This is a genomic window from Luteibacter sp. KNZ12-1A, assembly GCF_056755675.1.
The window spans coordinates 1-19,773 of sequence record NZ_JBPGXU010000074.1; the positions used below are offsets into that span (position 1 = coordinate 1).

19 protein-coding genes are annotated in these 19,773 nt (G+C 66.0%); 11 read left to right on the forward strand and 8 right to left on the reverse strand.

All coding sequences use genetic code 11. The features are described 5' to 3' along the window. Positions 1-44: 44 nt before the first annotated feature. The 4 genes from ACR9ZJ_RS14025 to ndk form a co-directional block, all read right to left on the reverse strand. Positions 45-1,010: a helix-turn-helix domain-containing protein gene (locus ACR9ZJ_RS14025; protein WP_481288092.1), complete on the reverse strand. Its 966-nt coding sequence runs from the start codon at positions 1,008-1,010 to the stop codon at positions 45-47. Between the two features lie 89 nt (positions 1,011-1,099). Then, positions 1,100-1,870, reverse strand: coding sequence for a type IV pilus biogenesis/stability protein PilW (pilW, locus tag ACR9ZJ_RS14030; protein ID WP_481280274.1), 771 nt, complete (start codon positions 1,868-1,870; stop codon positions 1,100-1,102). Then, positions 1,860-2,984, reverse strand: a complete 1,125-nt coding sequence (rlmN, locus tag ACR9ZJ_RS14035) for a dual-specificity RNA methyltransferase RlmN (RefSeq protein ID WP_481280273.1) — start codon at positions 2,982-2,984, stop codon at positions 1,860-1,862. The genes pilW and rlmN overlap by 11 nt, the downstream gene beginning before the upstream one ends. A gap of 8 nt (positions 2,985-2,992) precedes the next feature. After that, complete coding sequence (ndk, locus tag ACR9ZJ_RS14040; protein ID WP_481288093.1) at positions 2,993-3,418, reverse strand: nucleoside-diphosphate kinase; 426 nt, start codon at positions 3,416-3,418, stop codon at positions 2,993-2,995. Between the two features lie 244 nt (positions 3,419-3,662). On the opposite strand from ndk, the gene ACR9ZJ_RS14045 reads away from it, so the two are divergent. From ACR9ZJ_RS14045 to ACR9ZJ_RS14060, 4 genes are all read left to right on the forward strand, one after another. After that, a complete protein-coding gene (locus tag ACR9ZJ_RS14045) occupies positions 3,663-4,325 on the forward strand; it encodes a TetR/AcrR family transcriptional regulator (RefSeq protein ID WP_481280271.1) in 663 nt (220 codons plus the stop codon). A 34-nt stretch (positions 4,326-4,359) separates the two neighbouring features. Further along, positions 4,360-6,729, forward strand: coding sequence for a 3-hydroxyacyl-CoA dehydrogenase/enoyl-CoA hydratase family protein (locus tag ACR9ZJ_RS14050; protein WP_481288094.1), 2,370 nt, complete (start codon positions 4,360-4,362; stop codon positions 6,727-6,729). A gap of 51 nt (positions 6,730-6,780) precedes the next feature. Further along, on the forward strand, positions 6,781-7,989 hold the full coding sequence (locus ACR9ZJ_RS14055; protein ID WP_371021905.1) for an acetyl-CoA C-acyltransferase: 1,209 nt from the start codon (positions 6,781-6,783) through the stop codon (positions 7,987-7,989). A 287-nt stretch (positions 7,990-8,276) separates the two neighbouring features. Then, positions 8,277-9,206, forward strand: coding sequence for an MBL fold metallo-hydrolase (locus ACR9ZJ_RS14060; RefSeq protein WP_481288095.1), 930 nt, complete (start codon positions 8,277-8,279; stop codon positions 9,204-9,206). Between the two features lie 247 nt (positions 9,207-9,453). Here the strand turns inward: ACR9ZJ_RS14060 and ACR9ZJ_RS14065 are convergent, their stop codons facing one another. Both ACR9ZJ_RS14065 and ACR9ZJ_RS14070 read right to left on the reverse strand, forming a co-directional pair. Further along, on the reverse strand, positions 9,454-9,789 hold the full coding sequence (locus tag ACR9ZJ_RS14065; protein ID WP_481288096.1) for a tRNA-binding protein: 336 nt from the start codon (positions 9,787-9,789) through the stop codon (positions 9,454-9,456). 1 nt (position 9,790) lies between these two features. Beyond that, positions 9,791-10,987 (reverse strand): NAD(P)/FAD-dependent oxidoreductase, encoded by a 1,197-nt coding sequence (locus tag ACR9ZJ_RS14070; RefSeq protein ID WP_481280267.1) that lies wholly within the window; start codon positions 10,985-10,987, stop codon positions 9,791-9,793. A 317-nt stretch (positions 10,988-11,304) separates the two neighbouring features. On the opposite strand from ACR9ZJ_RS14070, the gene ACR9ZJ_RS14075 reads away from it, so the two are divergent. Continuing rightward, positions 11,305-11,829 (forward strand): 3-hydroxyanthranilate 3,4-dioxygenase, encoded by a 525-nt coding sequence (locus ACR9ZJ_RS14075; RefSeq protein ID WP_481288097.1) that lies wholly within the window; start codon positions 11,305-11,307, stop codon positions 11,827-11,829. A 141-nt stretch (positions 11,830-11,970) separates the two neighbouring features. On the opposite strand, the gene ACR9ZJ_RS14080 is transcribed toward ACR9ZJ_RS14075, so the two are convergent. Beyond that, positions 11,971-12,585: an NUDIX hydrolase gene (locus ACR9ZJ_RS14080; RefSeq protein WP_481288098.1), complete on the reverse strand. Its 615-nt coding sequence runs from the start codon at positions 12,583-12,585 to the stop codon at positions 11,971-11,973. 155 nt (positions 12,586-12,740) lie between these two features. Here ACR9ZJ_RS14080 and ACR9ZJ_RS14085 point away from each other — a divergent pair, with 155 nt between their 5' ends. The 3 genes from ACR9ZJ_RS14085 to ACR9ZJ_RS14095 all read left to right on the forward strand — a co-directional run bounded on the left by ACR9ZJ_RS14085 (position 12,741) and on the right by ACR9ZJ_RS14095 (position 16,938). Next, positions 12,741-13,706 (forward strand): transporter, encoded by a 966-nt coding sequence (locus tag ACR9ZJ_RS14085; RefSeq protein WP_481280264.1) that lies wholly within the window; start codon positions 12,741-12,743, stop codon positions 13,704-13,706. 216 nt (positions 13,707-13,922) lie between these two features. Further along, positions 13,923-15,410: an amino acid permease gene (locus ACR9ZJ_RS14090; protein ID WP_481280263.1), complete on the forward strand. Its 1,488-nt coding sequence runs from the start codon at positions 13,923-13,925 to the stop codon at positions 15,408-15,410. An 88-nt stretch (positions 15,411-15,498) separates the two neighbouring features. Next, positions 15,499-16,938, forward strand: coding sequence for an amino acid permease (locus ACR9ZJ_RS14095; RefSeq protein ID WP_481280262.1), 1,440 nt, complete (start codon positions 15,499-15,501; stop codon positions 16,936-16,938). A gap of 304 nt (positions 16,939-17,242) precedes the next feature. On the opposite strand, the gene ACR9ZJ_RS14100 is transcribed toward ACR9ZJ_RS14095, so the two are convergent. Continuing rightward, positions 17,243-17,575 (reverse strand): high-potential iron-sulfur protein, encoded by a 333-nt coding sequence (locus ACR9ZJ_RS14100; protein ID WP_481280261.1) that lies wholly within the window; start codon positions 17,573-17,575, stop codon positions 17,243-17,245. A gap of 158 nt (positions 17,576-17,733) precedes the next feature. Between ACR9ZJ_RS14100 and ACR9ZJ_RS14105 the strand changes: the two genes are divergently transcribed. The 3 genes from ACR9ZJ_RS14105 to mtnC are packed head-to-tail and all read left to right on the forward strand — an operon-like array spanning position 17,734 to position 19,683. Continuing rightward, entirely contained in the window at positions 17,734-18,378 is a 645-nt protein-coding gene (locus tag ACR9ZJ_RS14105) for a methylthioribulose 1-phosphate dehydratase (RefSeq protein ID WP_481280260.1), read from the forward strand. Then, positions 18,375-18,944 (forward strand): 1,2-dihydroxy-3-keto-5-methylthiopentene dioxygenase, encoded by a 570-nt coding sequence (locus tag ACR9ZJ_RS14110; RefSeq protein ID WP_481280259.1) that lies wholly within the window; start codon positions 18,375-18,377, stop codon positions 18,942-18,944. Before ACR9ZJ_RS14105 ends, ACR9ZJ_RS14110 begins: the two co-directional genes overlap by 4 nt. Before the next feature lie 55 nt (positions 18,945-18,999). Then, complete coding sequence (gene mtnC, locus ACR9ZJ_RS14115) at positions 19,000-19,683, forward strand: acireductone synthase (RefSeq protein ID WP_481288099.1); 684 nt, start codon at positions 19,000-19,002, stop codon at positions 19,681-19,683. The last annotated feature ends 90 nt before the right edge of the window (positions 19,684-19,773 follow it).

Here is a 19,773-nt window from a genome sequence, read left to right on the forward strand (position 1 = left end):
GGGGGGGGGGGGGGGCCCCCGCCCCCGCGGCGTGCCGGGGAGGATCAGAACGCGACGGGAGCAGCCTTGCCGTCGCGGATGTCGACGCGGAACCGAGCCACGTTGGCGCGGCGGAACCCGTCGAGTTGCACGGGCTGGCCATCGACCGTCACCTGGGCGCCGCTGGCATTGCCGATGCGGACGTCCAGCGGGGTGTCGCTACGGTAGGACTTCTGCGTCCCTGCCGGCAGGATGCCGTACTCCAGCCGCGAGCCGTCGGCGGCGGTCACTTCCACCCAGCTGGCCGAAGGCAGGTTCAGGGTCAGGCTGTGACCACCCTGCCCGCCACCGGCCTCGGGCGTCGCCGCCGTGGTGGCCAGCGGTGCCTTGGCGGTGTGGTCCAGCGGCGGGAACATCGCCATCGAGGCGAGCAACGGCTGCTGGTCCTCGGTGTGCTGCTCGGTCGCGGGGGCCGGCTTGTTGTCGCTGGTGGCCGCGGTGGCGACCGCCGCGCTCGACGACGAACCGGCGGGCGCGTCCTGCTGGGCCACGGGCGCCGCATCGAGGGGCGCAAGGCGTGCCATGTCGCGGTCGAGCGTGCCACGCACGCCCAGCCAGATCATCGGCACGACGATGACCGCGGTCAGGACCACATAGGTGGCCGCGGTGACATAGCGTTCGAGCAGGTAACGCGAATGGGAAACGCCACCCGTGACCACGAGGTCGGGCTGGCGCGGCGTCAAGCGCGCGAGTTCGGCCTGGATGACCTCTTCGTCGACACCGACGTGACGACCGTATTTGGAGAGGTAGCCGGCGAGGTAGACCTGGTAGTCGATACCGCCGTATTCGCCGGCTTCCAGTTGGCGCAACAGGCGCGTCGGCAGGCGCAGGGCCTGCCCGCAGGCCTCGATGCTGTAACCGCGGGCTTCGCGTGCCGCGCGGAGGCGCGCGCCGAAACCGCCGGTACCGGACGAATGGTCGATCAGTACGCGACCGCCGTCTTCGCTAACCGCTTCGAGCTGGGGGTCCATGCTTTGCTCCCTGTCTGCGTTCGGCTCGAGTCCGGCGAACAAGTCCTGTTCGCGTCCGTCCCGACCGGAAGAATTCGAAGATGCTGTGGTCATTGACGTGCGGTGGCTTCGAGTGCGCGCGCGGGTTCCGAATCCGGGAACTTTTCACGCAAGCGCTTGGCGTAGTCCTGGGCACCCTCCCCGTTGCCCAGACGGAGCTCGATATCGTGACCGAGCTTCAACGACTCCGGACTCGGGTTTCCCAACGCCTCGTAGCGTTGCAGGAAGGCACGGGCCCTGAATGCATCGTTCTTAAGGTACAACACGTGAGCCATCTGATACAGGGCATCCGCGTTATTCGGATTGCGCTGGACGGCCTTGCGGAAATAGCCCTCGGCCGCGTCGTAGTCCTGCGATTGCAGCAGGCAGGTCCCGGCATTGGCCAAGGCGAGGTCCGGCGTCTCGTAGAACGGATCGGCCAGGGCGCGGTCGAAGAACGCCCTCGCTTCCGCCGGACGGTTTTGCTTGCAGAGGAAAACGGCGAGATTGTTGTTCACCGAACCCTTCTTCGGATCGAACTCGACGGCCTTGCGATAGTGCAACTCGGCGTTGACGGGATCGTTGATGCGCTCGTAGAGAACCGCGATCACCGTATGCGCCGGAACGTATTTCGGGTCGAACTGGAGCGCCTTCTGCAGTTTCTCCATGGCGCCCTTGAGGTCGCCGTTCTGCATGTAGCGCTGGCCGAGCTCGGTGTGGACCTCGGCCCCCTTGGCACGGTCATCGGCGGCCGTCGAGGGTTTCAACCCCGTGCCGTCCCCCACGCAGCCGGCGCACGCGAACGCGAGCGCCGCCAGCATCCCCCACCGCTCAAGCCGCATTCACCACTCCCTCTGCGAGTTTCTTGCGGAATTCCGCCTGACGGCGGGTGCGATCCACCACTTGCCCCTTCAACTGCCCACAGGCGGCGTCGATGTCGTCGCCACGGGTGCGGCGGAGCATCGTCAGCACGCCGGCGTTGAGCAGCTGGGTCTGGAAGGCGCGGATCTCTTCCTGCCCCGAACGCTCGAAGCGCGTACCGGGGAACGGATTGAACGGAATCAGGTTGACCTTGTTCGCCCCCGGAAGCCGGCGCATGAACTTGATCAGCTGCCGGGCATGCTCCGGCTGGTCGTTCACGCCCTTCATCAGGGTGTATTCGAAGGTGATCGACGTGCGCGGGGCGCGGGCGATGTAGCGTTCGCAGGCACCCATCAGCTCGGCCAGCGGGTAGCGCTTGTTCAGCGGCACCAGCTCGGTGCGCAACTCGTCGTTGGCCGCGTGCAGCGACACGGCGAGCGAGACGTCGCTCTCGGCCGAGAGCTTGTCGATCATCGGCACGAGTCCGGCGGTGGACAGGGTGACGCGCTTGCTGGCCAGGCCGAAACCGAGGTCGTCGCGCATCAGGCTCATCGCCTTGACCACGTTATCGAAGTTCAGCAAGGGCTCGCCCATGCCCATCATCACCACGTTGGTGATGCGGCGCTGCTGGTGCGGCACGTTACCCAGGTGCTTGGCCGCGACCCAGACCTGGCCGATGATCTCGGCCGTGGACAGGTTGCGCGAGAAGCCCTGTGTAGCTGTGGAGCAGAACTGGCAGTTCAGGGCGCAACCGACCTGGGACGACACGCAGAGCGTGCCCCGCGTCGGCTCGGGGATGTACACGGTTTCGATGGCGTTGCCGCCATCCATGCCGAGCAGCCACTTGTGGGTGCCGTCGACCGCGGCCTTCTCGAACACGGTCGTCGGCGGCCCGATGTAGCAGGTGGCGCCGAGCTTTTCGCGAAGTGCCTTGCCGACGTCGGTCATGTTCTCGAAATCGCTTTCGAGACGGTGGTAGATCCACTTCATGACCTGCTCGGCGCGATACGGCTTCTCGCCGATCTGGGCGAAGAAATCGCGCAGACCCTTGCGGTCGAAGTCGAGCAGGTTGACCTTTTCGGCGGGCGTATTCACGGCGTCACTCAGTGCGAAACGACATCCGAGTCGTTGAAGAAGAACTTGATCTCGGTCGTGGCGTTCTCGGCGGAATCCGAACCATGCACGGCATTGGCGTCGATCGAATCGGCGAAGTCGGCGCGGATGGTGCCGGCGGCGGCTTCCTTCGGGTTGGTGGCACCCATGAGGTCGCGGTTCTTGAGGACGGCGCCCTCGCCTTCCAGCACCTGGATCATCACCGGGCCGGAGATCATGAACTCGACCAGCGCCTTGAAGAACGGACGCTCCTTGTGCACCGCATAGAAACCTTCGGCTTCTTCGCGGGTCAGCTGCTTCATCTTCGCGCCGACGATCTTGAGGCCGGCCTTCTCGAAGCGGGCAAGGATTTCACCGATGACGTTTTTCTTGACGGCATCCGGCTTGATGATCGAAAGGGTGCGCTCCAGCGCCATACGGGTGCTCCGGGAAATGGAAAAAGGACAGGAAAATCTGCCAGGGTCCGTGCGGACGCCCGGTGAACGTTTGGGGCCAAAGCCGTCCGGAATGACTGACTTAGCTCACGAAATCTTGACAGATTCTAGCTCAATCGCAAGTCGTTTGCAGGCATGTGCGGTCGCAGATTGACCCGCCCGGGCAGGCGGGCGTACTCTCAAACGATCGTTTGATTCAAACCACCCGCCTGCGGAGTCCGCCGACATGACGAGCGCACCCTACGCGTCCCGCGAACGCAGCACGAAGGAGCGCATCCTCGGCGCCGCCGAGGCCCTGTTCGCCACCCATGGCTTCGCCGGAGCCTCGCTGCGCCAGGTCACGGCCGCGGCCCGGGTCAACCTGGCGGCGGTGAACTACCACTTCGGTTCCAAGGACAAGCTGATCGAGGAAGTGTTCCGGCGCCGCCTGGACGAGCTCAACAGCCGCCGCCTGGCCGCCCTGGGCAAGGTGGCCGGCAAGGAAGACACCCGCCTGGAGGACGTCCTCGACGCCTATATCCGGCCCGCGCTCGACCTCTCCCGCGTCGACGGTGGCGGGGCGGCCTTCGTCCGTGTCCTGGCCCGGGCCTATGCCGAGCACAACGAGACCCTGCGCCGCTTCCTCTCGGAAAACTACGGCCACGTGCTGCGCCAGTTCGCCGGCGAGTTCGGCCGCCTGCTTCCCGGCCTGGCCAAGGAAGAGATCTATTGGCGCCTGGACATCGTCACCGGCGCCCTCACTTACGCCATGGCCGACTTCGGCATCATCCAACGCAAGAGCGATGTCGCCGAGCGCGACCATCGCGAGACCGCCGCCGAGCACCTGATCCGCTTCGCCGCCGCCGGCCTGCGCAACCCATCCGTTTCGAATTCCCCGGCCAGCCGCTGACCGGGGAACGATTCTTGAGCCATCGGAGATCACCATGACCGCAACACCGTTACGCATTCGCAAGGCCGCGGTTCTCGGCGCCGGCGTCATGGGTGCGCAGATTGCCGCGCACCTGACGAACGCCAACGTCGAGACCGTGCTGTTCGACCTGCCCGCGAAGGAAGGTCCGAAGAGCGGCATCGCCATCAAGGCGATCGCCAACCTCGCGAAGCTCTCGCCGGCACCGCTGGCCGACAAGAACCTGGCGGCGGCGATCATCCCGGCGAATTACGAGGAAGACCTCGCCCTGCTGGCCGACGTCGACCTGGTGATCGAGGCCATCGCCGAACGGATGGACTGGAAGCTCGACCTCTACACGAAGATCGCGCCGCACGTGTCGAAGACGGCGGTCCTGGCCAGCAACACCTCGGGCCTGTCCATCAACGGCCTCGCCGAGGCCTTGCCGGAGGAAATGCGCCACCGCTTCACGGGCGTGCACTTCTTCAATCCTCCGCGGTACATGCACCTGGTCGAACTGATCCCGACCCGGCTCACCGACAAGGGCGTGCTCGAAGGCCTCGAAGCCTTCCTGACGACCACCCTCGGCAAGGGCGTGGTATACGCCAAGGACACCCCGAATTTCATCGGCAACCGCATCGGCGTGTTCTCGATGCTGTCCACCATGCACCACACGGAGAAGTTCGGCCTGGGCTTCGACACCGTCGATGCCCTGACCGGCCCGGGCATCGGCCGCCCCAAGAGCGCCACCTTCCGCACGGCGGACGTCGTCGGCCTGGACACCCTGGCGCACGTGGTCAAGACCATGAGCGACACCCTGCCGGACGATCCCTGGCACTCGTATTTCCAGCCTCCGGCGTGGCTCAAGGCGCTGATCGAGAAGGGCGCGCTCGGCCAGAAGACCGGCGCGGGCGTCTATCGCAAGGCCGGCAAGGACATCCAGGTGCTCGACCTGCAGAAGCAGGATTACCGGGTCTCCGAACAGAAGGCCTCGGACGAGGTCTCCGCCATCCTCGCCATCAAGGATCCCTCGGAGAAGTTCGCCAGGCTGCGCACCTCGTCCGATCCGCAGGCGCAGTTCCTGTGGGCGGTTTTCCGCGATCTGTTCCACTACTCCGCCTATCACCTCGCCGACATCGCCGATACCGCGCGTGACGTCGATTTCGCCATCCGTTGGGGCTACGGCTGGAAGCTCGGCCCGTTCGAGATCTGGCAGTCCGCGGGCTGGCAGCAGATCGCCGGCTGGATCGCCGAGGACATTGCCGCGGGCAAGACCATGAGCAACGCCCCCCTTCCGGCCTGGGTCACCGATGGCCGCGGCGGCGTGCACGGCAAGGCCGGCTCCTACTCGGCCAGCGCCAACGCCGAGAAGCCGCGTTCGAGCCACCCGGTCTACGCCCGCCAGGCCTTCCCCGATCCGATCCTCGGCGAGAAGTTCGACCAGGGCACCACGGTCTGGGAGAACGACGGCGTGCGCCTGTGGCACGCGGGCGACGACATCGGCGTGATCTCGTTCAAGACCAAGATGCACACGGTCAACGACCAGGTGCTCGACGGCATCCAGCATGCGATCGGGCTGGCCGAGCAGCAGTTCCGCGGCGTGGTGCTCTGGCAGCCGTCCGAGCCGTTCTCTGCCGGCGCGGATCTCAAGGGCGCGCTCGGCCTGCTGCAGGCGGGCAAGCTCGCCCAGTTCGAGGCGATGGTGGCGAACTTCCAGGCCACCAGCATGCGCATCAAGTATTCGCTGGTGCCCGTGGTGGCCGCGGTGCGCGGTCTCGCCCTCGGCGGTGGCTGCGAATTCCAGATGCATTCGGCGCGCACCGTGGCGGCGCTTGAAAGCTACATCGGCCTTGTCGAGGCCGGCGTGGGCCTGCTACCCGCTGGCGGCGGCCTGAAGGAACTGGCCGTGCGCGCCGCGCAGGAAAACCCGGACGATCCGTTCGAGTCCTTGAAGAAGGTGTTCGAGACGGTGGCCATGGCGAAGGTCTCGGCCAGCGCGCTGGAAGCGAAGTCGCTGGGCTTGTTGCGCAAGGACGACATCGTCGTCTTCAACAGCTACGAACTGCTCCATGTGGCCAAGGCGCAGGCCCGGGCGATGGCCGAATCGGGTTACCGTCCGCCGCTGCCCGCCCGCGCCATCCCGGCCGCGGGCGACGTCTCCACCGCCACGTTCAAGGCCTCGCTGGCGAACCTGGCCGAGGGCTATTTCGCCTCCGCCCACGACATCGAGATCGCCAGCCGCATCGCCGACACCCTGTCGGGCGGAAAGATCGAACGCGGCTCGCCGGTCGACGAAGCATGGTTGCTCGCCCTGGAACGCCGCCACTTCGTGGAACTGGCGCAGACCGAAAAGACCCAGGCCCGTATCGCGCACACGATGACGACGGGGAAGCCGCTGCGTAACTGACGCGCCACGCGCTCTTACGCATCCGACCTCCTCACTTAAAGGAACCACCCCATGAGCAAGCAAGTGCAAGACGCCTATATCGTCGCCGCCACCCGCACCCCGGTAGGCAAGGCGCCGCGCGGCGTGTTCCGCAACACCCGTCCCGACGACCTGCTGGCGCACGTGATCCGCGCCGTGATCGAGCAGGCGCCGGGCATCGATCCGGCCCTGATCGCCGATGCCGTCATCGGCTGCGCGATGCCGGAGGCCGAGCAAGGCATGAACGTCGCACGCATCGGCGTGCTGCTGGCCGGCCTGCCCGAACAGGTGCCGGGCGTCACCATCAACCGTTTCTGCTCATCCGGCGTCCAGGCCATCGCCATGGCCGCGGACCGCATCCGCCTCGGTGAAGCGGACCTCATGCTGGCCGGCGGCACCGAGTCGATGAGCATGGTGCCGATGATGGGCCACAAGATCGCGATGAACCCCGCGATCTTCGAGAACGACGAGAACCGCGCCATCGCCTTCGGCATGGGTATCACGGCCGAGAAGGTCGCCGAGCGCTGGAAGGTCAGCCGCGAGGACCAGGACCGCTTCGCCCTGCAATCGCACGAGCGCGCGTTCGCGGCGATCGCCGCCGGCGAGTTCAAGGACGAGATCACGCCGTTCCAGCTCGACGACCGTTATCCGGACCTGAAGAACCACAGCGTCCGTGAGGACCGCCGGATCATCGACACCGACGAAGGCCCGCGCAAGGACACCTCGCTGGAGGTGCTGGGCAAGCTGCGTCCGGTGTTCCGTAACGGCCAGTTCGGCGGTTCGGTCACGGCGGGCAATTCCTCGCAGATGTCCGATGGCGCGGGCGCCCTTCTTATCGCGAGCGAGAAGGCGATCAAGGACTACGGCCTCACGCCCCTCGCACGCTTCGTGGGCTTCTCCGTCGCCGGCGTGGCCCCGGAGATCATGGGCATCGGACCGAAGGAAGCGATCCCGAAGGCGCTGAAGCAGACTGGCATCACCCAGGACCAGCTCGACTGGATCGAACTGAACGAGGCCTTCGCGGCCCAGGCCCTGGCGGTGATCCGCGATCTCGGCCTCGACCCGGCCAAGGTGAACCCGCTCGGCGGCGCCATCGCGCTGGGCCACCCGCTGGGCGCCACGGGCGCCATCCGCGCCGCCACGCTGATCCACGGCTTGCGCCGTCGCAAGCAGAAATACGGCATGGTCACCATGTGCATCGGCACCGGCATGGGCGCGGCGGGGATCTTCGAGGCGCTCTGACCGGGCGCTCCGGCCGGAGGCCCATCGCCGACCGGGTCGGCGATGCTCTTAGATGCTCTTAATAGGGCCTCTTATAGGGCCCCTTGTCATAGGACCTCTTGCAGGAACTCGTGTGGGAGCCGAAATCGTGTGGGGATCGATATCCTGTGGGAGCCGATTCATCGGCGATCCCGCGGCAGCGGGCCAGTCCCGTTTGCCGCTGAAGCGGCTCCCACGCAGAGCCTCGGCACCTGGATCAACACGAAGCTTCCACACGCTGCCCGCGCCCCTGCATTAGTCTTGGCGCCATGCACGGCATCCACACCATCGACACCGGTTTCGGCCGCCCATCGTTCGACGCCGCCTACCTCGTGGTGGAGCGTGGCCGGGGCGCCTTCATCGACAGCGGCACCACGCACTCGCTACCGCGCTTTCTCGACGCCATCGCGGCCGCCGACCTGGAGCCACGCGACATCGACTGGGTGATCCTCACCCACGTCCATCTCGACCACGCCGGCGGCGCCGGCGAACTCATGCGACACCTGCCCAACGCCATGCTCGCTGTGCATCCGCGCGGTGCACGGCACATGATCGATCCCTCGGTCCTCATCGCGGGCGCCAACGCCGTCTATGGCGAAGACGCCGTCCGCCGGGACTATGGGCAGATCGTTCCCGTGGACAAGGATCGCGTGATCGAGGCGGACGACGGTTTCGTCGTCGACCTCGCCGGCCGCGCCCTGCTCTGCCTGGACACCCCGGGACACGCCCGCCATCACATCGCCATCCACGACGAACGCGCCAACGCATTCTTCACCGGCGACATCTTCGGGCTCTCCTACCGTGAACTGGATTCACCCGGCGGCGCCTTCATCATTCCCACGAGTTCGCCGGTGCAGTTCGAGCCCGACGCCGCGCACGCGTCGATCGAACGCATGCTGCGCTACGAGCCGGAGGCGATGTACCTCACCCATTTCGACCGCGTCACCGAGGTGAAGCGGCTCGCCAACGACCTGCACGAGCAGATCGAAGCCATGGTGGCCATCGCCAGGCGGCATGCCACGGCCGACGACCGCGAACAACGCATCTCCGCGGACTTCGCCGACCTCTACGTCGACCGGGCACACCGCCAGGGCGTGACGCTATCGCGGGACGCCATCGTGAAACTGCTGCAGATCGACATCCGCCTGAACGCCCAGGGGATCGTCGTCTGGCTGGATCGGGGAAGCGCCAGGCTATAAAGCGGACCTGGGGACGAAGCCTTCGCGGCCGAGGCGAAACAAGGCATCTCTTTCGCCCTGGCGAGAGCCGCCCCTTATGGAAGCCGCCCCTTGTGGGAACCGACTCTTGTGGGAGCCGACTCTTGTGGGAGCCGACCTTGTCGGCGATCCCGCGGCAGCGGGCCAGGTCGAGGCGAGCACCCATCGCCGACAAGGTCGGCTCCCACAAAGGCCGCACCGAAGGCTCCCGCCGAGGTCCCCGGCGATCCTAGGCCAGTCGCGTCCCGTTCGGCACCGCGCGTTCCGTCGTGGTGATCACCACGCCCTCGTCCGTGGGAAATCCCGTCAGCAGGAATTGCGAACGGAACGGACCGATCTGCTTCTCGGGGAAATTGATCACCCCGACGATCTGCTTCCCGACCAGTTCCTCCGGCTGGTAGATCGTCGCCACCTGGGCGCTGGTCTTCTTCTCGCCGTGAGGCCCGAAATCCACCCATATCTTGTACGCGGGCCGGCGTGCTTCCGGAAAGGCCTCGGCGCGCACGATCGTGCCCGCCACCAGCATCACCTTCTCGAAATCGGCCCAGCTGATGTCTTCGCTCATCTCATCCTTCCAGTCGTGACTTGAACCAGTCGCGCAGTTCATGTTTCCAGTACGTACCCTGCGCGGCAAGGTATCCGAACGGCCGGTGCACCGGTTCCAGCCCGAAGCCGGCATAGGCATCGAGCGTCGATTCGCCCGACGCGATCGCGTCGGCGAGTGCCTCGCCCGCGGCACAGGTCGGTGCGAGTCCGTGTCCGCCGAAGGCCTGGGCGTACCAGAGCCCGTTGCCGTGAGTACCCACCTGCGGCATCTCGTGACGGGCGTAACTCATCAAACCCGACCAGGCCTGCTCCACGCGCACGTCTTTCAGTGACGGGAAAACCCGCGCCATGTCGCGCTTCAACACGCGCTGCACGGCGCGCGGCGAACGATCCCGTATCGAGATGCGTCCACCCCACAGCAGGCGGGTGTCCGCCAGCGGCCGGTAATAATCGAAGGCGAAGCGCGTGTCGTAGATGGCCGCGCGGGTGCGCAGGCACTCGGCCAGACGCTCGCCCAGCGGCTCGGTCACCATGACATAGGTGGCGATGGGCAGCACCGCGCGATCGATGCGGCGGTCCAGCCCGGCCAGGTAGCCACCACACGCCAGGACGACGTTCGGCGCCTCGATCTCCGCGTCGCCGACGCGCAGGATCCAGCGCGGTCCGCGCCGTTCCAGCATGCGCACCCTCGAACCCTCGTGAATCGCCACGCCGGCCTGTTCCGCCGCGCGTGCCAACCCTCGCGCGTAGGCGAGCGGGTCGATGTGCAGCGCGTTCCGTTCATAGAGCCCGTCGTGATAGCGCGTGCTGCGGACGAACTCATGCATGGCGTCGGCTGGTATCCACTGCCAGTCCGCGTCGTAACGCTCCGCGAGCAGGCGCTGCCTTGAGCGCAAGACCTCGCCATCGCGGAACCAGTTCGCCCAGACGACGCCGGCATCCACCGCTTCGCAATCGATCGACAAGGCGGCGATGCGTTCGCGGATGAGATCGACCGCATCCACCGTGCGCCGGTAGAGTGCCCTGGCGCGCTCGGCCCCGGCCTTTTCCAACAATGCCTGTTCGCCCAACGAATAACCGGCGAAGACGAAGCCGCCATTGCGCCCCGATGCCCCGTAGCCGATCGACTTCGCCTCTAGCAGCACGATGTCGCGGACGCCACGCGCGGCCAATCCCACGGCCGTGTTGAGCCCGGCGAAACCTCCGCCCACGATCACGACGGACGCTTCCCGCCGGCCTTGTGGCGGCGGGCGAAGCGCAGGTGTCGCGACTCGGTCGTGGTACCACGACAGCATGACGTATCGATGCGTTGGGAAAGGGATAGCTGTTGTACGACACGACGAGGCAACGCGAAAGGGTCGGAAGACCTTACGGGAGCCGCATGCAAGCCGCTTCGGGATGGGGCCGGCTTCAGGTGGGAGCCGACCCTGTCGGCGATGGGTGCTTGCCGTAACCACTCCGCTACGGGAATCGCCGCTGAAGCGGCTCCCACGGCGGAGTATGATTTCCCCGACTTCCACACCCGTGCCATGCGATGAGCCTCCTGCCCCCGATCGACCTCCAACGCTGGATCGACGACAACCGCGCCCTGCTCAAGCCACCGGTCGGCAACAAGTGCATCGTCGATGGCGATTTCATCATCATGATCGTGGGCGGTCCCAACGCGCGCACGGATTATCACTATGACGAAGGTCCGGAGTTCTTCTACCAGCTCGAGGGCGAGATGGTGTTGAAGGTGCAGGACGATGGCGACGCGCGTGATATTCCGATCCGGGCCGGCGAGGTGTTCTACCTGCCGCCGAAGGTGCCGCACTCGCCGCAGCGCATGCCCGACTCGATCGGGCTGGTGATCGAGCGGCGGCGGTTGGCTGGAGAAAAGGATGGCCTGATGTGGTTTTGCCCGAACTGCAACCACAAGCTGTTCGAACAGTATTTCCCGCTCGGCAGTATCGAGACCGACTTCCCGCCGGTGTTCGAGAAGTTCTACCGCTCACTCGAAGCCCGCACCTGCACCCGGTGCGGCACGGTGCACCCCGCACCGGCGAAGTACTCCGACTGATCCACCACGGCAGCCGGGCCACCTGGCAGGAACCGACCTTGCCTGGCAAGGACCGACCTTGCCCTGGTGGGAGCCGAGACCTTGCTCTGGTGGGAGCCGACCTTGTCGGCGATGGGTGCTTGCCTCAATCCGCCCCGCTGCCTAAGCCTGGCCCGCTGCCGCGGGATCGCCGACAGAGTCGGCTCCCACCAGGCCCTCTGGCGCTCCTGTTGCACGTAGGGCCAGCCATTTGCCCGCCATGCGGCGCAGGGAATCGTCGGACGATGGATCCGCCGCGATGTCGGAAATGGACCGCCAGGACAGCGCCAGTGACTCCTCGTTCACCGTGAACGCCTCCTCGCCACGCGCCAGCACCACATAGCGCACGTCGTAATGCCAGTGCGCCGGCTCGTCGCCCCGAGCCGGAATGAGGTGGCGATCCAGGTCGAAGATGCCGGGCAGCACCTCGAGGTCGCGCAGGCCCGACTCTTCTTCCGCCTCGCGCAAGGCCACGGCCGCGAGATCCGCCTCACCGTCCGCGTGCCCGCCCAACTGCAGCCAGCGTCCCAGCTTGCGATGGAGCATCAACAGCACCCGTTCACCGTCGGCGCTCACCAGCCATGCGGAACCGGTGAAATGCCCCGCCTGCGTTTCCCGGTGGAACGGTCGCGGTTGCCCGGTCAGCCAATGGATGAAAAGAGGAATGCCGGCTTCATCAGGCCAGCGGGCCGCGTAGCGAAGGAAGGCCTCTTGCAAGGCTTGATGCGTGATGTCCATGGGGAGATTACCTGGAAGGGGCACGGCATTTTCGCACGTCATTTTCGGACTTGTCCGATGTCGCCCGGGCCGGGGGCCTGCCTACGATGTATCCGGGGCGCACGACGCGCCACGCCAGCCCGCAGCGCCCGCTGCGTAACGCAAGGAAGGCACGTATGTCGCAAAAACCGACGATCACCCTCGGCATGGCCCTCGCCTGCATCGTCCCGATGGCCGCATCGGCCACCGAAGGCCACCGCGAGGCGAACTTCACCGGCCCCCTGGTGACACCCGCCGTCAACTCGATGCCGGCAGGCACTTTCAACATCGAGCCCTACCTCATCCATACCAATACACGCGGCAGCTACGACAATGCCGGCGACCGCAAGGAGCGCAAGCCCACGGTTCGCCAGTGGCAAGTGGCGATGCCTCTCACATACGCGCTCACCGACACGCAATTCGTCCAGTTGACGCTCAACGCCTCGCGCACCTCCGGGGACGGGCTGCACAGCGATGGCATGCGGATGGGCGATTCGGCCATCCGCTTCCAGCAACGCCTGCGCGGCCCCGACGCGGACGGCGGCGGGCTCGTCCTCGCACTGGCGCTCCAGCAACGCCTGCCCACGGGCAAATACCACCACCTCGATACGAACCCGCTCAATGGCACGGGTAACGGCGCCATGCGTACCACCATCGCTTTCGGCGCCCAGCAATTGCACTGGCTGGACGATGGCCATGCCCTGCGCTGGCGGACGCAGCTGGCCTGGAGCCCGTCGCCCGGCCGCATCCGTGTCCGCGACGGCAGCGTCTACGGCACGCAGTCGGGCTTTCGTGGCCAGGCGCGCCCGGGGCAGGCCTGGAACGCCTCGGTCGCCGCCGAATACGTGCTCGATCCGCGCTGGGTGCTGGTCGGTGAAGCCATCTGGAACCGCGCCAGCGCCACCACCCTTCGTGGCAACGCGGGCGATGGTTCCCCGGTGGCCCGCCGGCTCGCACCGAGCCAGGAGTTCAGCCTGGCCCCGGCCGTCGAATACCACTTCACCCCGAATCTCGGTCTCATCGCGGGCGTCCAGTTCACCGTGGCCGGACGCAACACGGCCGACTACGTGGCGCCGCAGGTGGCGCTGAACATGGTCTTCTGACCACCGCGCGATGCACATGTACAACCGCCGCAAGTCATGGTCGACACCCGCGCCTCGGGCATGCAATGCCTTGGCAGGCCTCGCAATGCAGCTTGTACGGCCGATGCCCGCTGGGCTATGGTGCCGTGCCAGCGCTCCAGGGCAGCGGCGTGTCCACCGTTACTCACGCGGCGGTCCCAATAATAAAAGGCTACATTCCGGCAGTAGGGGATACACATGTTGAAACACCTGTTCGCGACGCACGCCATCGAGGCCGCGCCGCACGTAGACGCTGGTGAACACATTGAAACCGGCGCGCACGGAGGCGAGCTCAAGCGAGTCCTCACCGCGAAACACCTCATCCTCCTGGGCGTCGGTGCCGTCATCGGTGCGGGTATTTTCGTCATCACCGGCCAGGCCGCCGCGTTGCACGCCGGTCCCGCGCTGGTCATCAGCTTCCTCATCGCCGGTTTCGCCTGCGCCCTCGCCGGCCTGTGCTACGCCGAATTCGCGGCGATGCTGCCGGTTTCGGGCAGCGCCTACTCCTACTCCTACGCCACGCTCGGCGAATACGTCGCCTGGTTCGTCGGCTGGAACCTGGTCCTGGAATACCTGTTCGCCGCCGCGACCGTCGCCGCCGGCTGGTCGGGCTACTTCAATGAACTGCTGGGCCTCATCGGCCAGATGACCGGCAGCAACCTCGCCCTGCCCGCCACCCTCGCCTCGGCGCCCTTCCAGTTCGTCGAGGGCCACATCCAGGCCACCGGCACGCTGATCAACCTGCCTGCCGTGGTCATCATCGCGGCCCTGTCGGGGCTGTGCTACGTCGGCATCACCCAGTCGGCCTTCGTCAACTCGATCATCGTCACGATCAAGGTCACCGTGATCCTGCTGTTCCTGGCCTTCGCGATCCAGGTGATCAACCCGGACAACTGGCATCCGTTCATTCCGGAATCCGAAGGCCCGGGCACGTACGGCTGGGGCGGCATCTTCCGCGCCGCGACCATCGTGTTCTTCTCCTACGTCGGCTTCGATGCGGTCTCCACCGCCGCGGGCGAGGCGAAGAACCCGCAACGCGACATGCCGATCGGCATCCTCGGTTCGCTGGCGATCTGCACGGTGCTGTACATCGCCGTGGCGCTGGTGCTCACGGGCATCGCCCCGTTCCGCATGCTGAACACGCCGGAACCGGTCGCCACCGCGCTGGGCCTGTACCCGCACCTGTCCTGGCTGAAAGCCATCGTCGTGCTCGGTGCGATCACCGGCCTTTCATCGGTCATCCTGGTGATGCTGATGGGCCTGCCGCGCATCTTCTTCTCGATGGCCAAGGACGGTCTCCTTCCGCAGACCATGGCCAAGGTGCACCCGAAGTTCCGCACGCCGTATATCGGCACGATCATCGTCGGCGTCGCCGCGGCCGCCATGGCCGGCCTGTTCCCGGTGAGCGTGCTCGGTGAACTGGTCTCGATGGGCACCCTGCTCGCCTTCGCCACCGTCTGTATCGGCGTGCTGATCCTGCGCTATACCCGTCCGGACCTGAAGCGCAGCTTCCGGGTGCCATTCGTGTGGCCGATCTGCATCATCGGCGCCCTCGCCTGCGTTTATCTCTTCTGGCAGGCTTTCGAGGAACACTGGCGCCTGATGATCGGCTGGATCGTCATCGGACAGTTGATCTACTTCGGCTACGGCTACGCGCACAGCAAGCTGCGCAAGTCGCTCGGCTGATCGAAGCGACAGGGGAAAGGCCGGCGGATGTCCGCCGGCCTTTCCGTTCGCGGCATCCTTTCCACGTTCCTCCACTTCCAGGCTGTCCATGCTCCAGCAGTTACTCGCCAAGAAAGCGCCCCAGGCCGAACCCGACGACGCGCACGGCCCCGCCTTGCGCCGCACCCTCGGTCCGTGGGGCCTCACGGCGCTGGGCATCGGTGCGGTCATCGGTGGCGGAATCTTCGTCATCACGGGCGTGGCCGCGGCGGAACACGCCGGCCCGGCCATCATCCTGTCCTTCATCCTCGCCGCGATCTGCAGCACCTTCACGGCGCTGTGCTACGCCGAGTTCGCCTCGCTGATCCCGGTCTCGGGCAGCGCCTACTCCTACGCCTATGCCACGCTCGGCGAGGGAGCGGCCTGGTTCATCGGCTGGAACCTGATCCTCGAGTACGGCGTCTCCGCCTCCGCCGTGGCGGTGAGCTGGACCGGCTATTTCGTCAGCCTGCTCGACCACGTCGGCATCCACATTCCGCCCGCGCTGACCAACGCGCCGGTGGACTGGGTCGACGGCCACATCGTGCTCACCGGCGCCTTGTTCAACATGCCCGCCGTGGGCATCACGCTCGCGCTTACCTGGGTCTGCTACGTGGGCATCAGGGAATCCGCGGGCATCAACATGGCGATGGTGCTGCTGAAGACGGCGCTCATCGTCGTCGTCATCATCGTCGGCGCGAGCCACATCGACACCGCGAACTGGCACCCGTTCATCCCCGCCAACCAGGGTGGCGACAAGTACGGCTGGTCCGGCATCCTGCGCGGTGCCTCGATGGTGTTCTTCGCCTACATCGGCTTCGAGGCCACCTCGACCGCGGCGCAGGAATCGAAGAATCCGCAGCGTGACATGCCCATCGGCACGCTCGCTTCGCTGGGCATCTGCACCGTGCTCTACATCGCCATGGCGGCGGTGCTCACCGGCCTCGTACCGTTCGACCAGCTCGGCACGTCGGAGCCTGTCGTCACCGCGATCCGCCAGCATCCCGAACTGGGCTGGCTGCGTGGCATCGTGGAGGTCGGCGCGTTGATCGGCCTTTCGTCGGTGGTGCTGGTGATGATCATCGCCCAGCCACGCATCTTCATGATCATGGGACGCGACGGCCTGATGCCGAAGGTCTTCACCACGATCCATCCGAAGTACCGCACGCCGCACATCAACACCGTGATCACCGGCCTCGGCATCGCCTTGCTCGCCGCCGTGTTTCCGCTGAACGTGCTCGGAGATCTCACGTCGATGGGCACGTTGGTGGCTTTCTCCGCCGTATGTGCCGGCGTGATGATCCTGCGCAAGACCGCCCCCGACCTGCCGCGCACGTTCCGTGTGCCGTGGGCACCGGTGACATGCGTGCTCGGCATCCTCAGCTGCATCGGCCTGTTGTGGTCGATGGGTATCCGCAACTGGGTGTTGATGGGTATCTGGACCGTGCTCGGCATCCTCATGTACATGGTCTATGGCTACCGCCACAGCCGGCTCAAGCGGCCGCGCTGAGCCCTGGCGCATAGCCGAGACCCCAACCTCAGCCAAGGTTCAGGTATTTGCCGCAAATACTTGATATATAAGTATTTGCTTGAAAAGTTCGTGCGTCATTCAACTGCCATTGGCCGGTCGCCACCCGAGGGGAGTATGATCCCGAGTCCGCGGGTATATCACTTGGCAGTGGGCCCCGGATTGCCGCCCAGCGCGTCAGGCGGGTCAGCTCCTCGGCCTGGCGCGCTTGGGCTGCATTTTTGTGAAAGGCATGAAAAAGGCCAGCCCGAGGGCTGGCCTTTGTCGTTCCCGGGGACGGGCCGGATCAGATCATCACGGCGTGGGACACGCACCAGCCCTTGGCGGCCACGGCCTTGCCCGGGAAGAGTTGGCAGGGGCCCCAGGCGGCTCCCGCCTTGCCCTGGTAGAAGTTGCAGTTGAAGCAGGCGTCCTTGGGATCTTTCCTGCCCGCGGCCTTGCTGGCGTCCTCCGTGTACTTCAGGGCCGACGCGGTCGGGTCCGACGGGGAGAGATGCGGAAGGTCCTGGGCCCGGGCCCGTCCCGGCAGGGTGCCGAGGATGGTGGCGGCGGCGACGCCGCCCGCGGCGGCCTTGAGGAAACGCCGGCGCCCCTCATTGTTCTGATCGTGTTGCGACATAGGTGAACCTCCGTCGATGGTGGACCTCGGGCCTGGGCCTCCGGTGCTGGCGTCGATCCTACCGTCTTCGGTCAAAAGCGAGTGGTTCGCATTAATCGTGCGAGGCCACGGAAAGCCCCCATGTTATGATCGAGCCCTGTTTGGACGTCCAAATCCCCATGCCGAAGACCCTCCCCACCGTCGACCCCATCGTGCTGGCCGAGCGCGCGGATGCCATCGCGGACGCCGCCCGTGAACTGGCCGCGTTCGGCTGGACTCCGGCGACAAGCAGCAATTTCTCGATGCGGATCGACGAGGATCTCGCCGCCATCACGATCTCCGGCCGTGACAAGGGCCGCCTCGGGCGCGATGACATCATGGTCGTCGACATGGAGGGCAAGGCCGTGGGCTCCGACCACCGCCCATCCGCCGAGACCGGCCTGCACACGCAGGTCTATCGCCGCTTCCCCGGCGCCAACGTGGTGCTGCACACCCATTCGCGCACGCAGAGCGTGGCCTCGCGACTGTTCGCCTCGCAAGGGCGCGTGCACCTCGAGGGCTGGGAGTTGCAGAAGGCCATTTCCGGTTACACCACGCATGAAAGCGTGCTCGACATCCCCGTATTTCCCAACACCCAGCACATGCCCGAGCTCGAGGCCCGGGTGGATGCCTGGATCGACGCAGGCAAGCCGCTGTACGCCTACCTGATCGACGGGCATGGCATCTATACCTGGGGCCGCGACATGGCGGAGACCCGTCGCCACCTGGAAGCCCTGGAATTCCTGCTGGGCTGCGAACTCGACCTGAGGAGGCTTTCCCCATGAGCCGTCTGCGCATCTACGACGACAACAAGAACGACGCCCCCATCGCGCTCCACGTGGACCATGCCGACATCGCCAGCGCGCTGAACGCGGTCGGCGTGCGCTTCGAGCGATGGGAAGCCAGCCAGGCGATCGCTCCCGGCGCCAGCCAGGAGGAAGTCATCGCGGCATACCGCGCCGACATCGATCGCCTGATGGCCGAGAACGGCTATCGTTCGGTGGACGTGATCAGCCTCAAGCCCGATCACCCGGACCGCGCGGTGTTCCGCCAGAAATTCCTGAACGAACACACGCACAGTGAAGACGAAGTGCGCTTCTTCGTCGCCGGCGCGGGGCAGTTCACCCTGCACATCGATGGCAAGGTGTACGAGGTGCTTTGCGAGCAAGGCGACCTCATCGGCGTGCCCGACGGCACCCCGCACTGGTTCGACATGAGCGAATCGCCCTACTTCGTGGCGATCCGCCTGTTCACCAACACCGAAGGCTGGGTCGCCAATTTCACCGGCACGGACATCGCCGAGCGTTTCCCGCGCATGACGCCGCATACCTCGGCCACCACCGTATCGTAAGCGCGCCCCGTCGTTTATCCTGCGGATCTCCCCCGATCCGCAGGTTTCTACCCGCATGTCCGATATCCGCGCCGTCCTCACCGACATCGAAGGCACCACCAGTTCGATCGACTTCGTCAAGGACGTGCTCTTCCCCTATGCCCGCAAGCACCTGCCGGCCTACGTCGAAACGCATACGGACGAAGCCGAGGTGCAGCACTGGCTGCATGAAGCCGCGAAGGAAGCGGGCATCATGGAGGCGACGCGCGGCGAGATCATCGACCTCTTGATCCGCTGGATCGACGAGGACCGCAAGTCCACGGCGCTGAAGGCCTTGCAAGGCATGATCTGGCGCGAGGGCTACGAGTCCGGCGTCTATGTCTCGCACATGTACCCGGAAGTGGCCGATCGTTTGCGCGCATGGCACGCGCAGGGCCTGAAGCTCTACGTGTATTCCTCGGGCTCCGTGCCCGCGCAGAAGCTCTTGTTCGGATTCACCGGCGACGGCGACCTCACGCCGCTGTTTTCCGGCTATTTCGATACCCAGACCGGGCATAAGCGCGAGGTGGAGTCATATCGCCGGATAGCGGACGCGATCGGCTTGCCACCCGCGCAAGTCCTGTTCCTCTCCGACATCCACGAGGAACTCGACGCGGCCCGCGAAGCCGGCATGCGCACCACGCAGCTCATCCGTCCTCCCCTGCCCCTGAGCGACAACGGCCATCCCGCCGTGACCGATTTCAATGCGATCACTCCTTGATCCGCGCCGGCGGACGGCGATCTACGTCCTGATTTCCTTCGCCACGGGCGTCCTGCTGACCGTGGGCCTGCTGCGTCACGGGCCGGGCCG

Bases quoted from the DNA above. Each gene is read 5' to 3' on its own strand.
- ACR9ZJ_RS14050 (WP_481288094.1), top strand. From the start codon at position 4,360: ATGACCGCAACACCGTTACGCATTCGCAAGGCCGCGGTTCTCGGCGCC.
- ACR9ZJ_RS14065 (WP_481288096.1), bottom strand. From the start codon at position 9,789: ATGAGCGAAGACATCAGCTGGGCCGATTTCGAGAAGGTGATGCTGGTG.
- ACR9ZJ_RS14085 (WP_481280264.1), top strand. From the start codon at position 12,741: ATGTCGCAAAAACCGACGATCACCCTCGGCATGGCCCTCGCCTGCATC.
- ACR9ZJ_RS14095 (WP_481280262.1), top strand. From the start codon at position 15,499: ATGCTCCAGCAGTTACTCGCCAAGAAAGCGCCCCAGGCCGAACCCGAC.
- ACR9ZJ_RS14105 (WP_481280260.1), top strand. From the start codon at position 17,734: ATGCCGAAGACCCTCCCCACCGTCGACCCCATCGTGCTGGCCGAGCGC.
- ndk (WP_481288093.1), bottom strand. From the start codon at position 3,418: ATGGCGCTGGAGCGCACCCTTTCGATCATCAAGCCGGATGCCGTCAAG.
- mtnC (WP_481288099.1), top strand. From the start codon at position 19,000: ATGTCCGATATCCGCGCCGTCCTCACCGACATCGAAGGCACCACCAGT.
- ACR9ZJ_RS14025 (WP_481288092.1), bottom strand. From the start codon at position 1,010: ATGGACCCCCAGCTCGAAGCGGTTAGCGAAGACGGCGGTCGCGTACTG.
- ACR9ZJ_RS14080 (WP_481288098.1), bottom strand. From the start codon at position 12,585: ATGGACATCACGCATCAAGCCTTGCAAGAGGCCTTCCTTCGCTACGCG.
- ACR9ZJ_RS14100 (WP_481280261.1), bottom strand. From the start codon at position 17,575: ATGTCGCAACACGATCAGAACAATGAGGGGCGCCGGCGTTTCCTCAAG.
- ACR9ZJ_RS14060 (WP_481288095.1), top strand. From the start codon at position 8,277: ATGCACGGCATCCACACCATCGACACCGGTTTCGGCCGCCCATCGTTC.
- ACR9ZJ_RS14045 (WP_481280271.1), top strand. From the start codon at position 3,663: ATGACGAGCGCACCCTACGCGTCCCGCGAACGCAGCACGAAGGAGCGC.
- ACR9ZJ_RS14110 (WP_481280259.1), top strand. From the start codon at position 18,375: ATGAGCCGTCTGCGCATCTACGACGACAACAAGAACGACGCCCCCATC.
- ACR9ZJ_RS14055 (WP_371021905.1), top strand. From the start codon at position 6,781: ATGAGCAAGCAAGTGCAAGACGCCTATATCGTCGCCGCCACCCGCACC.
- ACR9ZJ_RS14075 (WP_481288097.1), top strand. From the start codon at position 11,305: ATGAGCCTCCTGCCCCCGATCGACCTCCAACGCTGGATCGACGACAAC.
- ACR9ZJ_RS14090 (WP_481280263.1), top strand. From the start codon at position 13,923: ATGTTGAAACACCTGTTCGCGACGCACGCCATCGAGGCCGCGCCGCAC.
- pilW (WP_481280274.1), bottom strand. From the start codon at position 1,870: ATGCGGCTTGAGCGGTGGGGGATGCTGGCGGCGCTCGCGTTCGCGTGC.